14 protein-coding genes are annotated in these 13,360 nt (G+C 71.8%); 6 read left to right on the forward strand and 8 right to left on the reverse strand.

Annotation, left to right across the window (positions count from 1 at the left end):
• Positions 1-2: 2 nt before the first annotated feature.
• From HCJ93_RS24670 to HCJ93_RS24680, 3 genes are all read right to left on the reverse strand, one after another.
• The gene (locus tag HCJ93_RS24670) at positions 3-254 is read right to left on the reverse strand and encodes a hypothetical protein (protein WP_167998008.1); all 252 of its coding nucleotides are present in this window, start codon (positions 252-254) and stop codon (positions 3-5) included.
• Positions 251-757 carry a sigma factor-like helix-turn-helix DNA-binding protein gene (locus HCJ93_RS24675; RefSeq protein ID WP_167998009.1) on the reverse strand — a complete coding sequence of 169 codons (507 nt, stop codon included), beginning with the start codon at positions 755-757 and terminating at the stop codon, positions 251-253. The genes HCJ93_RS24670 and HCJ93_RS24675 overlap by 4 nt, the downstream gene beginning before the upstream one ends.
• Before the next feature lie 120 nt (positions 758-877).
• Positions 878-1,384, reverse strand: coding sequence for a MarR family winged helix-turn-helix transcriptional regulator (locus HCJ93_RS24680; RefSeq protein ID WP_206317914.1), 507 nt, complete (start codon positions 1,382-1,384; stop codon positions 878-880).
• A gap of 161 nt (positions 1,385-1,545) precedes the next feature.
• Between HCJ93_RS24680 and ilvA the strand changes: the two genes are divergently transcribed.
• From ilvA to HCJ93_RS24695, 3 genes are all read left to right on the forward strand, one after another.
• Positions 1,546-2,775 carry a threonine ammonia-lyase gene (gene ilvA / locus HCJ93_RS24685; RefSeq protein WP_167998011.1) on the forward strand — a complete coding sequence of 410 codons (1,230 nt, stop codon included), beginning with the start codon at positions 1,546-1,548 and terminating at the stop codon, positions 2,773-2,775.
• A gap of 281 nt (positions 2,776-3,056) precedes the next feature.
• Positions 3,057-4,088, forward strand: coding sequence for an ATP-binding cassette domain-containing protein (locus HCJ93_RS24690; protein ID WP_167998012.1), 1,032 nt, complete (start codon positions 3,057-3,059; stop codon positions 4,086-4,088).
• Positions 4,085-4,930, forward strand: coding sequence for an ABC transporter permease (locus HCJ93_RS24695; protein WP_167998013.1), 846 nt, complete (start codon positions 4,085-4,087; stop codon positions 4,928-4,930). The genes HCJ93_RS24690 and HCJ93_RS24695 overlap by 4 nt, the downstream gene beginning before the upstream one ends.
• 183 nt (positions 4,931-5,113) lie before the next feature.
• Here the strand turns inward: HCJ93_RS24695 and greA are convergent, their stop codons facing one another.
• Both greA and HCJ93_RS24705 read right to left on the reverse strand, forming a co-directional pair.
• The gene (greA, locus tag HCJ93_RS24700) at positions 5,114-5,611 is read right to left on the reverse strand and encodes a transcription elongation factor GreA (RefSeq protein ID WP_167998014.1); all 498 of its coding nucleotides are present in this window, start codon (positions 5,609-5,611) and stop codon (positions 5,114-5,116) included.
• A 178-nt stretch (positions 5,612-5,789) separates the two neighbouring features.
• Positions 5,790-6,188: a DUF4307 domain-containing protein gene (locus HCJ93_RS24705; protein ID WP_167998015.1), complete on the reverse strand. Its 399-nt coding sequence runs from the start codon at positions 6,186-6,188 to the stop codon at positions 5,790-5,792.
• A 146-nt stretch (positions 6,189-6,334) separates the two neighbouring features.
• Between HCJ93_RS24705 and mca the strand changes: the two genes are divergently transcribed.
• Entirely contained in the window at positions 6,335-7,216 is an 882-nt protein-coding gene (gene mca / locus HCJ93_RS24710; RefSeq protein WP_167998016.1) for a mycothiol conjugate amidase Mca, read from the forward strand.
• A complete protein-coding gene (locus tag HCJ93_RS24715) occupies positions 7,209-7,529 on the forward strand; it encodes a hypothetical protein (RefSeq protein ID WP_167998017.1) in 321 nt (106 codons plus the stop codon). Before mca ends, HCJ93_RS24715 begins: the two co-directional genes overlap by 8 nt.
• 54 nt (positions 7,530-7,583) lie before the next feature.
• On the opposite strand, the gene HCJ93_RS24720 is transcribed toward HCJ93_RS24715, so the two are convergent.
• The 3 genes from HCJ93_RS24720 to HCJ93_RS24730 form a co-directional block, all read right to left on the reverse strand.
• Complete coding sequence (locus HCJ93_RS24720; RefSeq protein WP_167998018.1) at positions 7,584-10,784, reverse strand: tetratricopeptide repeat protein; 3,201 nt, start codon at positions 10,782-10,784, stop codon at positions 7,584-7,586.
• A gap of 122 nt (positions 10,785-10,906) precedes the next feature.
• The gene (locus HCJ93_RS24725) at positions 10,907-11,497 is read right to left on the reverse strand and encodes a dienelactone hydrolase family protein (RefSeq protein WP_167998019.1); all 591 of its coding nucleotides are present in this window, start codon (positions 11,495-11,497) and stop codon (positions 10,907-10,909) included.
• A gap of 118 nt (positions 11,498-11,615) precedes the next feature.
• Positions 11,616-12,323: a B3/B4 domain-containing protein gene (locus HCJ93_RS24730; RefSeq protein WP_167998020.1), complete on the reverse strand. Its 708-nt coding sequence runs from the start codon at positions 12,321-12,323 to the stop codon at positions 11,616-11,618.
• 177 nt (positions 12,324-12,500) lie between these two features.
• On the opposite strand from HCJ93_RS24730, the gene HCJ93_RS24735 reads away from it, so the two are divergent.
• On the forward strand, positions 12,501-13,178 hold the full coding sequence (locus HCJ93_RS24735; RefSeq protein WP_167998021.1) for a 4a-hydroxytetrahydrobiopterin dehydratase family protein: 678 nt from the start codon (positions 12,501-12,503) through the stop codon (positions 13,176-13,178).
• The last annotated feature ends 182 nt before the right edge of the window (positions 13,179-13,360 follow it).

Genomic DNA, 13,360 nt, shown 5'->3' on the forward strand with positions numbered 1-13,360 from the left:
GCTCACCAGCCGGTGAGGGGTGGGGTCGTCTCCGACGGCGGCTCCACCCACGGCTGCACGGTGGCGGCCCACACCGTGAAGGCCACGGCCGCCGCGAGCAGCAGCACCCACATCACCCACCGCGCGACGGTGCGGCGGCGCAGCACGCGCGCCCCGAGCCGCACAGCCTCGGTGTGCAGACCGGGCGGCACGGCGGCCGGCGAGTCCTCCTCCAGCATCCGGCGCACCAGCGCCTCACGGCTGCCCCGGCTCATGACGACACCGCCTTCACACCCCCGACCGCCGGGGCGGGTCCCGGCGGCGGGCGCAGGACCGCGGTGATCGCGCGCAGGCAGATGGCCCGCACCCGCTCCGTGGACAGGCCCAGCAGCGCCGCCGTCTGCTCCTCGGCGACCCCTTCGTAGAGCCGCAGCACCAGGACGAGCCGTTCCTGCGGGCTGAGCCGGGCGAGCGGGCCCGACGGGTCCGTACGGGGATGCAGCAGGCCGCCGAGCTGATGCCGCCAGGCGTGGTGCGCGAAGCGGGTGGCCAGATGGCGGCGGGCACGGTCGTAGGGGTCCTCGCCGCGCAGCCGGTTCCAGTCGGCGTACGTCTGCGCCAGCGCGTGGATGAGCAGGCGCCGTGCGCGGGGGTTGTCCCCGGGCGTCTCCGCGGTGAGCAGCGTGGCGGCGTGCAGCAGCCGCCCGCCCGCACCCGCGACGAACGCCTCGAACTCGCGGCCCCGGCGGGCCTCCTGGGACACCTGCCCGTGTCGCACCGTGCCTCCCGCACATGGGGACCCGGTCTCATATCAGCCAGCCGGGCCCGCCGGGGTCAAGGGGTGCGCGTGCCCGGCGTACGGGTCCGGTTCGGGAGGTGTGCCGGAGCGCGGTCCGGCTCAGGAGTCCTGCCGGGTCTCCGGTGCCGGGACCCCCTGTGCCGACATCCGCGCGGACAGGGCCGCGTTGAAGCGGGTCAGGAGCGTGCAGAAGGACTCGCGCTCCTGAGGGCTCCAGTCGTGGGTGAGCTCGGCCATCAGCCGGCGGCGGGAGGCGCGCACCTCCTCCAGACGTGTCTGGCCGCGCGGGGACAGCTGAAGGACGACCGCGCGGCCGTCCTCCGGGTGCGAGGTGCGCTTGACCAGACCGGTGTCCACCAGCGGGGCGACCTGCCGGGTGACCGTGGAGGAGTCGATGCCCATGCTCGCGGCGAGCGCCTTGACCCCCATCGGGCCCTCTTTGTCGAGACGGTTGAGCAGCAGGTAGGCGGCGCGGTCCATGGAATTGCGCACCTGCCCGACCCCGCCGAGCCGGGTCTGTTCGGCGCGGCGGGCGAACAACGCCACCTCGTGCTGGAGGGTGTCGAGGAGACCGTTGTCACCGACGCTCGTCATGTCCATCGACATTTCAGGTGTAGTGGGCATGGCCGGGGGCTCACTTCGTGAAGGCTGCTGATTGGGGGACAGAGTACGCGGCCGGAGGGCGGGCCGTACCGGCGCTGCGCAAAGCCACGTCCGCCAGATGGTCACACCGGTCGCCCGCGCCCGTGAACTGAGATGCTGGTGTCATGAGCTACGGCGCAACTGACTCCTTGCGGACCGTCACTCTCGACGATGTGCGAGGTGCGCAGAAGATGCTCTCCGGCGTGGCGCGGACGACCGCGATGGAGGGAAGCAGGCAGCTGTCCCGGCTGGTGGGTGCCCCGGTGCACCTGAAGTGCGAGAACCTCCAGCGCACCGGCTCGTTCAAGTTGCGCGGCGCCTATGTGCGGATCGCCGGCCTGCTGCCCGAGGAGCGTGCGGCCGGTGTGGTGGCGGCCAGCGCCGGCAATCACGCGCAGGGCGTGGCGCTGGCGTCCTCGCTGCTCGGGGTGCGTTCCACGGTGTTCATGCCGAAGGGCGCCCCGCTGCCGAAGATCAGCGCCACCCGGGAGTACGGCGCCGAGGTCCGCCTGCACGGGCAGGTGGTCGACGAGACGCTCGCCGCCGCCACGGAGTACGCCCGGGAGACGGGCGCGGTGTTCATCCACCCGTTCGACCACCCCGACGTCATCGCGGGCCAGGGCACGGTCGGCCTGGAGATCCTGGAACAGTGCCCGGAGGTGCGCACCATCGTCGTGGGGATCGGCGGCGGGGGTCTGATCGCGGGGATCGCGGTCGCCGTGAAGGCGCTGCGGCCCGACGTGCGGATCGTGGGGGTGCAGGCGGAGGGCGCTGCGGCCTATCCGCCCTCGCTGGCGGCCGGGCGTCCGGTGTCGGTGGACAACCCGTCCACCATGGCCGACGGGATCAAGGTGGGGCGGCCGGGGGACGTGCCGTTCGGGATCGTCGGGGAGCTGGTCGACGAGGTCTTGACGGTGAGCGAGGACGAGCTGTCCACCGCGCTGCTGCTGTGCCTGGAACGGGCCAAGCTGGTCGTGGAGCCGGCCGGGGCCAGCCCGGTGGCGGCGCTGCTGAGCCGGCCCGGCGCCTTCGAGGGTCCGGTGGTGGCGGTGCTGTCCGGGGGGAACGTGGACCCGGTGCTGATGGAGCGGGTGCTGCGGCACGGCATGGCCGCGCAGGGCCGCTACCTGGCCGTCCGGCTGCGGCTGACGGACCGGCCGGGTGCGCTGGCGACGCTTCTCGGGGTGTTGTCAGTGGTGGACGCTAACGTCCTCGATGTGAGCCACGTGCGGACGGACCCACGGCTGGGGCTCACGGAGGCGGAGGTCGAGCTGCATCTGGAGACGAAGGGCCCGGCGCACTGCGCCGAGGTCAACCAGGCCCTGCGCGAGGCGGGCTACACCGTCATCAGCTGAGGCGGGCTACCCCGTGGCCGAGGCGGGCACCCCGTCGTCGGCCGGGGCCGGCTACCCCGTCGTCGGCTGAGGTCGCCGGGCCCAGGGCTGTCGCGGCACTCGTGAGAGAGCTCCTTTGAGCAAGCGCATTGAGAAACGCGATACATCGCGTTATGGTGTGAGCGTCGCCACCGCGCGTCGTGCCCGGCTTCGCGGACCGGTCCGCGCCGGAAAACCCCGCGCGGTGCGAACCGCACATACCTAGGCTTTCCGAAGAATCCCCCGACGACGTGGAGACACATATGCCAGGCGCCATCTATGCCGAGGGTCTGGTGAAGACCTTCGGAGACGTCAGAGCACTGGACGGCGTCGACCTCGACGTCCCCGAAGGCACGGTCCTGGGTCTGCTCGGGCCGAACGGTGCGGGCAAGACCACCACCGTCCGGTGCCTGACGACCCTGCTGCGGCCCGACAGCGGCAAGGCGGTCGTCGCCGGCATCGACGTGCTGAAGCAGCCGGACGCCGTGCGGCGCTCCATCGGTCTGTCCGGCCAGTTCGCCGCGGTCGACGAATACCTGACCGGCCGCGAGAACCTGCAGATGGTCGGCCAGCTCTACCAGATGCGGGCCAAGGCGGCCCGGGCCCGCGCGGACGAGCTGCTCGAGCAGTTCAACCTCGCCGACGCCGCCGACCGCCCGGCCAAGACCTACTCGGGCGGCATGCGCCGCCGGCTCGACCTCGCGGCGGCCCTGGTGGTCTCGCCGCCGGTGATGTTCATGGACGAGCCCACCACGGGCCTGGACCCGCGCAACCGCCAGCAGCTGTGGGACGTGATCAAGCAGCTGGTCTCCGGCGGCACCACGCTGCTGCTGACCACGCAGTACCTGGAGGAGGCGGACCACCTGGCGCACGACATCGCGGTGGTCGACCACGGCCGGGTCATCGCCAAGGGCACCTCCGACCAGCTCAAGGCCCGCACGGGCGGGGAGCGCGTGGAGGTCGTGGTGCACGACCGGGAGAACATCGCCGCCGCCGCCGAGCTGCTCGACAAGTACAGCCTGCACGGCGCCGGCAAGGGCGACACCACGGTCGAGGACCACATGCGCAAGATCACCACCCCGGTCACCGGCGGCGCCAAGCTGCTGGCCGAGATCATCCGCGATCTCGACGCCCGGGGCATCGAGATCGACGACATCGGGCTGCGCCGGCCCACCCTCGACGACGTCTTCCTGTCCCTGACCGGACATGTCGCCGAGGCCAAGGACGAGGGCAACGGCGAGCAGGCCGCGAAGGGCACCAGAGGACACCGTCACACGAAGGAGGCCGCCAAGTGAGTGCCGTCACCGACGCCGTGCGGGTCACGGCACCGGGCAATCCCATCACCCAGTCCGTACGGGACTCCCTGGTCGTCGCCAAGCGCAACCTCATCCGCATGGTCCGGATCCCCGAGGTGGTCATCTTCGGGCTGATCCAGCCGATCATGTTCGTGGTGCTGTTCTCCTACGTCTTCGGCGGCTCCATGAACATCGCGGGCAGCACGGATCCGTCCGTCTACCGCGAGTTCCTGATGGCCGGCATCTTCGCCCAGACCGTCACCTTCGCCACCGCGGGTGCCGGTGCGGGCATCGCGGAGGACATGCACAAGGGTCTCATCGACCGCTTCCGCTCGCTGCCCATGGCGCGCGGCGCGGTCCTCACCGGCCGCACCCTCGCCGACCTGGTGCAGACGGCGCTCACGCTGCTGGTGCTCGCCGCCGTCGCGCTGCTGGTCGGCTGGCGGACCCACACCAACTTCGGTGAGGTCCTCGGCGCCTTCGGTCTGCTGCTCCTGCTGGGGTACGCCTTCACCTGGATCGGCGCGGTGATCGGCCTGTCGGTCCGCACCCCGGAGGCGGCCACCTCCGGAGGGCTGGTGTGGCTGTTCCCGGTGACGTTCGTGTCCAACGCCTTCGTGGACTCCAGCCAGATGACCCCTTGGCTGCGGCACGTCGCCGACTGGAACCCGTTCAGCGCCACCGTGCAGGCCTGCCGTGAACTCTTCGGCAACCCCGGGGTGTCCCCCTCGGACGCCTGGCCGATGCAGCACCCGGTGATCGCCTCGGTGATCTACTCCGTGCTGATCATCGCGGTGTTCCGGACGCTCGCGGTCCGCAAGTACCGCTCCGCGGCGGCCTGACCGGCCAGGCCCTGACCGGGCTCGGCGGCGGTGCCGGACGGCCGGACCGGCACCGGCCCGGCCCGAACGATCAGAAAGCCTCCGGCCGGACGGCCGCCGGCGTCAGGGCACGACGAGGCCCCCGGCACCGCGCTTCGGCGCGGTGTGCGGGGGCCTTCGACGCGTAGGTCCCGTGCGGCGGGATCAGCCCGTGTAGGGCTCGGCCTTGAGGATCTTCACGGTGGCCGTCTTCCCGTTCGGGAGCTCGTACTCGGCGTCCTCACCGACCTTGTGGCCGATGACACCGCTGCCCAGCGGGGACTGCGGCGAGTACGTCTCGATGTCCGCGCTCGCGTACTCACGCGAGGCGAGCAGGAAGGTCAGCGTGTCGTCCTCGTCGCCGTCGAAGGCGATCGTGACGACCATGCCGGGTGCCACCGCGCCGTCGGCCGCCGGCGGCTCGCCCACCTTGGCGTTCTCGAGGAGCTGGGTGAGCTGGCGCACACGGAGCTCCTGCTTGCCCTGCTCCTCCTTGGCCGCGTGGTACCCGCCGTTCTCACGCAGGTCGCCCTCCTCACGCGCGGCGGCGATCTTTGCGGCGATCTCCGCCCGCGCGGGACCAGTAAGGTACTCAAGCTCGTCCTTGAGCTTGTTGTACGCCTCCTGGGTCAGCCAGGTGACGTTCTCGCTGGTCTGGGTCACAGGTGCTCCTCGTAGGTACTGGGATACAAAGCATCGCCCTACCCAGAAGGATGTGCCTCCACGGATGGGCGAAACCACGAGCCTAACAATTCACTTCCCCAAGGGGGAGGACATAAGCCTCCTGAGTCGGGTTGCCGCAGGTCAGAGGATGCGTCCTCCTCGCGACACCCGGAAGTGATCAGTCCGCGTGGCAGCCGAGCAGCTCGGCCGTGGTTCCGGGGGCGGTGGTGCGCAGCGTGACCACCTTGTCGATGCGGGTGGCGTCCTCGTCGAAGCGGAAGTCCGCGCGGCCCACCTCGGCACCGTTCTCCGCCTGGGAGCGGACCGTGCAGTATCCGGTGGCTCCGGCGTCCTTGCGGACCTCCAGACGCACCTTCACCGCGTCCTCGCCGGCGTCGAAACTGATCAACTCGGCGCTGATCTCGTTCTGGACCACGTAGTGGTAGCCGAACCAGCCGACCAGGCCCAGCAGAAGAGCCCCGAGCGCGGCGCCGACGACCCTGAGCGTGCGGTCTGCGCGCTCGTCCGAGGAGCGGCCGTAACGGCCCTCGGGCAGTCGCGTACGCACCGTACTCATGATCGTCTCCTTGGGGGCCGGGCTCCGGAATTATTCCGCCCCCGATTCGGTCACTATAGAAGCCGCCGAAGGCGCCCCGCACACAGGGCGCCCACCGAGGAATGCGCCACCGCACACCGGGCGCCTAGCGACTTGAGGATTGAGTCTTGACTGACCAGCTGCGACTGATGGCCGTGCACGCGCATCCGGACGACGAGTCCAGCAAGGGCGCGGCCACCATGGCGAAGTACGTTTCCGAGGGGGTGGACGTGCTGGTCGTGACCTGCACGGGCGGGGAGCGCGGCTCCATCCTCAACCCCAAGCTGCAGGGGGACCCGTACATCGAGGAGCACATCCACGAGGTGCGCAAGAAGGAGATGGACGAGGCCCGCGAGATCCTCGGCGTCAAGCAGGAGTGGCTGGGCTTCGTCGACTCGGGCCTGCCGGAGGGCGACCCGCTGCCGCCGCTGCCCGAGGGCTGCTTCGCCCTGGAGGACGTCGACAGGGCGGCCGGCGAGCTGGTGCGCAGGATCCGTTCCTTCCGTCCCCAGGTGATCACCACCTACGACGAGAACGGGGGGTACCCGCACCCCGACCACATCATGACCCACAAGATCTCCATGGTGGCCTTCGACGGTGCGGCCGACACCAGCAAGTACCCGGAGGACGAGTACGGCCCGGCGTTCCAGCCGCTGAAGCTGTACTACAACCAGGGCTTCAACCGGCCCCGCACCGAGGCGCTGCACAAGGCCATGCTGGAGCGCGGCCTGGAGTCGCCGTACGGGGAGTGGCTCAAGCGCTGGGACGAGTTCGGGCGCAAGGAACGCACGCTCACCACGCACGTCCCGTGCGCCGACTTCTTCGAGATCCGGGACAAGGCGCTGATCGCGCACGCCACCCAGATCGACCCCGACGGCGGCTGGTTCCGGGTCCCGCTGGAGATCCAGAAGGAGGTCTGGCCGACGGAGGAGTACGAGCTGGCGAAGTCGCTCGTCGACACCTCCCTCCCCGAGGACGACCTCTTCGCGGGCATCCGGGACAATGCCTGACATGAGTGCAAGCGCAAGCCTGGCCCTGACCCACCTGGTCCCGCTGGCCAAGGAGATCGACAAGGACAAGGTCACCCCCGGCGTCCTCGGCTTCATCGTGTTCGCGGTGATGGCCCTGGCGGTGTGGGGGCTGATGAAGTCCATGAACCGGCACATGAACCGGGTCGACTTCCTCGAGGCCCCGGCCCCCATCGCACCCGAGGCCGGTGAGGACGGAGGCAAGGCGGCGGACGACACGAAGGCGACCGTCTCCGGCACCGGCGGCGCCGGCGGTGCCGGCGACACGGCCGACTCGGCGAAGAAGCAGGACTGACCCCTCGCCGGGGCGGCCCGGGCCCTGCCGCCCCGGCCCCGCAGGGCTGCAGGGCTACGCCTTCGAGCCCGCCGTCACGCCCATCACCTCGCGGGCGTGGCGGCTGGGGACCATGCCCAGGCGCCAGGCCTGCCAGCCGGCGTCCAGGTCGACACCGCGCTCCAGGAGCAGCTGGTAGGCCTCCACATAGTCGTCCAGCTTCTCGTCGCGGGCCGGGTGGGTGGCGCGGGCGAGCTGGGTCAGCTCCTCCTGCGCCACCGCCGTGCCGACCTCCACGCCGCCGGGGGCGGCGTACGGCAGGAGGGTGCAGCGCAGGAAGCGGGCCCAGTCCTCGCCGCGCCGGTCGCCGTAGGAGACGAACAGGGTGATCGCCTCGTCGCACAGCGCAAGCGCCTGCTGGGTGCGGGCGTTGCCCGCGTCCACCACCGCCAGCTCCAGGCAGGTCCACGCCTCCCCGTGGGCGACGCCGATGCGCCGGAAGTCGGCGCGGGCGTCCACCAGGAGCTGCCGGGCGAAGCCCGAGTTGCGCAGCGAGCCCGTCTGCGCGGCCCGCTGGTCCCGGGTGACCCGCGCCGAGTGGTGCCGGGCGCAGGCCAGGCCGTAGACGTCGCGCATCCGGGAGAACATCGTCCGGGCGCGTTCCAGCTCCCGCACCGCGCGGTCCAGGTCGCCGGTCTCCTCCAGGGCCTGTCCCAGGTAGTACAGCGTCCACGCCTCACCGCGCGCGTCCTCGTTGTCCCGGTGCCGGGCCGCCGCCGCGCGCAGCTCCTCCACCGCCTGGGAGGGCTCGCCGTCGGTCAGCCGGGCCCGCGCCAGCTGGGTCAGCGCCCAGGCCTCACCCCGGCCGTCGCGGGTGCGGCCGTACAGCTCGAGCGCCGAGCGCAGCTCCGTCTCGGCGCGCGGCACGTCGCCGAGACGCAGATACAGCTGGCCGAGCTGGAAGTGGGCCCAGGCCTGGCCGTGCACCGACTCGCCGGCCCGGTGCAGCACCAGCGACTCGGTGAGCAGCTCCAGCGCCTCGCCCAGCCGGGCCCGGTCGCGCTCCACCGCGGCCAGCGCGTGCATCGTCCACGCCCGGTCCGTGGCCAGCTCCGGCGCCGCCTGCATGTCCAGAGCCTCCCGCAGCCGTGCCGAGGCCTCCGTCAGGTTGCCCTGGTGGTGCAGGGTGATCCCGAGCGAGGTGAGCGCGCGGGCGGCGCCCGCGTCGTGATGCGCCTCCCGGTACAGGTCCACCACGGACGTCAGCGTGCTGCGCGCCTTGTCCAGCTCGCCGAGCTGGCGGGCCGCGATACCGGTGCGCCACTGCACCGAGCGCACCAGCAGCCCCTCGTCGACGGCCTGCGCCAGCTCGTTGATCTCGCCCAGCCGGTACAGGTCCCCGCGCAGCAGGCAGTAGTCGCACAGCGCGCCCAGCAGATTGAGCACCGCCCCCTGGTCCACGCCCTCGGCGTGCCGCAGCGCCGCCGTGATGAAGCTGGACTCGTCGTCCAGCCAGCGCAGCGCCTCGTCCAGCGAGGTGAAGCCGTAGGAGCCGAAGCGGTCCGAGCGGGTCGACATGTTGCCGTCCACCAGCCGCAGCACCGAGTCGGCCAGCTCCGCGTAGTTGACGATCAGCCGTTCCTGCGCGGCGGCCCGCTCCGCCGGGTCCTCCTCGTCGAGCAGCCGGGCCAGCGCGAAGGCGCGCACCAGGTCGTGCAGCCGGTAGCGGCCCCGGCGCACCTGGGCGATCAGGCCCGCGCGGGCCAGCGTCTGCAGATGGCGGGTGGCATCCGCCTCGTCGGTGGCGAGCAGCGCCGCCGCGGCCGCCGCGCCCAGTGAGGCCCGGCCCGCCAGCGCCAGCCGGCGCAGCAGCCGCCGCACCGGCTCCGGCTGGTCGGTGTAGCGCAGCCACAGGGCGCGTTCGACCGGCTCGACCGGCCCGTAGGCGGCGAGGTCGGAGGCCAGGGCGCGCGGCGAGCGCGGGCCGAGCGCGGAACCGGCGACGCGCAGCGCCAGCGCAAGCCCGCCGCACAGCTGGCGGATCCGTTCCTGCGACTCGGCGTCGTAGGGGCCCGAGGAGTCCTGCGCGGCGCTGGTGAGCAGCTCCTCGGCGCCGGCCGCGTCCAGCGGCTCCACCGGCAGCTGGTGCACCCGCGCCGGAAGGTCGTCCGGCAGGCCGAGCGGTGCCCGGGAGGTGACCAGGACCAGGCTGTCGGAGCGCTCCGGGACCAGGGTGCGCACCTGCTGCGGGTCGCAGGCGTCGTCCAGGACGACCGTCACCGGCATCCCGGTCAGATGCTGGTGGTACAGCTCGCTCAGCCGCTTGACCTGCTGGTCGGGGGAGGAGCGTTCACGGAACAGCAGCTGTTCGCGGGGTGCGCCGAGCCGGTTGAGCAGATGCAGCAGCGCGTCCCGGGTGGACAGCGGGGGCTCGCCGGGGCTGTCGCCGCGCAGATCGACCACGCAGGCGCCGCGGAAGTAGTCCCGCAGTTCGTGCGTGGCGCGCAGGGCGAGCGTGGTGCGGCCGCTGCCCGGCGCGCCGTGCAGTACCACCACCGTCGGCTGGGTCTCGGTGCTCGCCCGGGCGGCCTGCACCCACTGCCGGATCCTCGCCATCTCCTGCCGCCGCCCCGCGAACGGGCCCGCCGGGTCCGGGAGCTGGCCGAACGACTGCTCCAGCACGCTGCGCCCGCGGGCCGCCGCGCTCTTGTCGGCGCCCCGCAGCCGCGGCCCGGTGGTCTTGGCGCCGGTCGACGCGGCGAGCACCCGCTGCTGATCCAGGAACGGGCGGATGCCGCGCACCTCCAGCGCCGTCAGCCACTGCAGCCGCAGCTGCTCCGGGCCGCCCGGCTGGCTCATCGCACCGGCGCGGTGGTGGGCGGCGGGCAGGTGCGACCCGGCCACCTTCACCACCGTGGCCGCCGCACCGACCACCCCGACCGTCACCCCGGCCCCCAGCGCGGTGCTCGCCCCGGTGCCCAGGGCGAGGTCCGCGACCACGGCGGCCACCCCGGCGACCCCGGCCACCAGCAGCGGGGTCCCGGCGCCTTCGCGGGCGTAGCGCTGGCGGAAGGTGAGCTGCCCGGCCTCCGCCTCGTCCAGCGCGCGGGTGTAGGCCTCGTACTCCTCCGCCGCCGTCTCGGCCATGGCGTCCAGTGCCCCGCGCGCCCGGGCGAGCAGCACCTTGCCGTCGAGGCGTCCGCCCGACCGGCGCACCTCCTCCTCCACGGCCCGCGCCAACAGCCGCTCGGCGTCGGCCCGATGACCGTCCCTCATGTCCCGTCCCCCTCCGGCAGCAACTCGACTGCCTATGAGTGTCCTTCGGACACGCCCGCCGCGCGAGGGGGCGCGATCAACGGAGCGGAGGCGTCAGGGGGGGGCTCGGCGGGGACAGCCGGTCAGGTGCGCGGCTGATCGAGGCGGTCGAGGAAGTCGAGCGCCCGCCGGGTGGCCTGTTCCGCGGCATCCCGGTCGTGCGAGGGCAGACTGCTGTCGGTGAACAGGTGCCGGTCACCGGGGTAGATGAACAACTCGGCGTCCGGTGCGGACTCGACGAGCACGCGGGCCTCGTCGACGTCGCCCTCCCCGGCGAAGAACGGATCGGCGTCCATGCCGTGGACCTGGACGGGTACGTTCCGGGGCCAGACGTCACCGAACTCCGACACCGGCAGACATGCCTCCAGCAGCAGTGCGCCCCTCGCGCCGGGGCGGGTCTGGGCCAGCTTCTGCGCGGGCAGGACGCCGAGTGAGAATCCGACGTAGACAAGTTCCGCGGGCAGCGCCTCCGCGGCGGCGACTCCGCGTTCGACGACCGTGTCGAAACCGATGTTCTCGGCGTAGCCGATGCCCTCCTCGAGGGTGTCGAACCTCTTCCCCTCGAACAGGTCGGGGACATGGACTGTGTGTCCGGCCTGCCGCAGGTTCGCGGCGAACTCGCGGACACCGGCGGTCAGCCCGTGCCCGTGGTGGAAGACTAGAACCTCAGCCATGTCCCTCTCCTCGCGGTCCGTCCGGTGCCCGGATGGGCATCACCGCACACTATCCCCGGCGCATGCCGAGATGTGTGAGTGCACGATGAGGCAGTCCGGGACCGGACGCGTGAAGATCTCAGACGGAGACGTCCGGCGTGGCCGCACCCAGGTGGTGCACGGCGGTCCGCTCCGCGTGCGGGGCCAGCAGGCCCTGCAGTTCCTTCGCCGCCGTCTCGAGCAGATGGCCGTGATCGGACTCGTGCAGGCACTCCAGGATGAACACGACGTCGGTGGAGTCCTCGGTGACGCGGGTGCGGTGGGCGTCGCGGTGGTTCCAGCAGCGGGTCAGGACACCGGCGCCGTCGGCGTAGATCACCTCGCCGGCCCCGGGGTTCTCGACGGCGTCCGGTTCACCGAGCGGAGTGAACTCCTCACCGCCGTCCGCGTACCGGATCTCGACGTCGCCGACCACCTGGTCCAGGTCGAAGGCACCGGCGGGCAGGCCATGCCGGACGGAGACGCTGTTGTAGGTGTCGACCGCCGGGTTGATACGCGGCAGGCTGCCCTTCTTGGCCATGCGGCGACCGAGCGCGTCGACACTGGGCCGGACCCGGCGGGGGTTGACCCCGAAGGAACGGTATGCGGTGTGCCACGCCTCGATGCGGGGATCGCTCTCGTCGGCGGGGCTCCAGGTTCCCTCCGCGAGTTGCCGCTCCAGGTCGGCAAGGGCCTGGACGGTCCCGGGCCAGGACTCGTGGCCGCGCAGCCCGGTGGCCGTGATCAGCGCGATCAGGGTGCCGGGGAAGGCGTCGGTGACGGCGGGGGCGATGCGAAAGACGGTCATGAAAGGTGGCTTCCTACCGGGAGACGTGTGTTTTCTGGCGCAGCGAGATCCTTGGCCGTCCGAACTTAACGCACGTCCCGAGACACGGTCTGGCGGCGATGAGTTCAGCACCTGCGCCCGGCTGCCGTGGAACCGTTCCTCGCCCGCTCGGGCCCCGATCCGGCAACATGGGCGGGCATGGATGCACTGGGATTCCAGGACCTGCTCGCCGCCATCGACAGCGGGCTGACCGACTGGCGGAAGCTCGCCCAGCCCCTCATGGCCCGGTTCCGCACCGCCGACGCCGTGAGCGGCGCGGAGTTCGTGGCGGCCGCGACGCGCCGGGCGGCCGCTTCCGGGTACGCGATACCCGACATCCGGATGGGTCCGGGGTACGTCGACGTGGCCCTGTACACCGCGGACGCCGAGACCGGACGACGGCAGGTGACGGAGCAGGAGCTGACCTGGGCGCGCACCATCAGCACGCTCGCGGCGGAGCACGGTCTGCGGGCGGTTCCCGACGAGGTCACCCAGATCGAGCTGGTCCTCGACGCGCCCTCGGCGACGGTCTCGGGACCGTTCTGGACCGCGCTGCTCACCGGAGACCCCGACGGCACCCTCGTACGCGACACGGTCTTCGACCGCACGAACCGGGTCCCCAGCATGTGGTTCCAGCCCACCGACGCGCACCAGGTTCCCCGTCAGCGCTGGCACATCGACGTGTGGCTGGCACCGGAGGCGGCTGCGGGCCGCATCGCGGCCGCGCTCGAGGCAGGGGGCAAGATGTTCGACGACAGCCACGCACCGTCGTACACCGTTCTGGCCGACCCGGACGGCAACCGGGTCTGCGTGTGCACAGCCGCCGGCCGAATCTAGCCACCCGTACGCGGCGGACATACGAAGATGATCGCGGTCCCCGGTAAAGGGGACAGGAAGTGAATGACACGGATCTATAGCATCGCTCGCGACAGGGAAGCGCTGCGGGGTATTCGCGGCCATGGTCGTCGCGAATGCGTATGGACTGGCTGAGGCAATAATTGGCGAGCTGACGGACCGAT

This window comes from Streptomyces composti (assembly GCF_012034205.1).
In the GTDB taxonomy this organism is placed as follows: domain Bacteria; phylum Actinomycetota; class Actinomycetes; order Streptomycetales; family Streptomycetaceae; genus Streptomyces; species Streptomyces composti.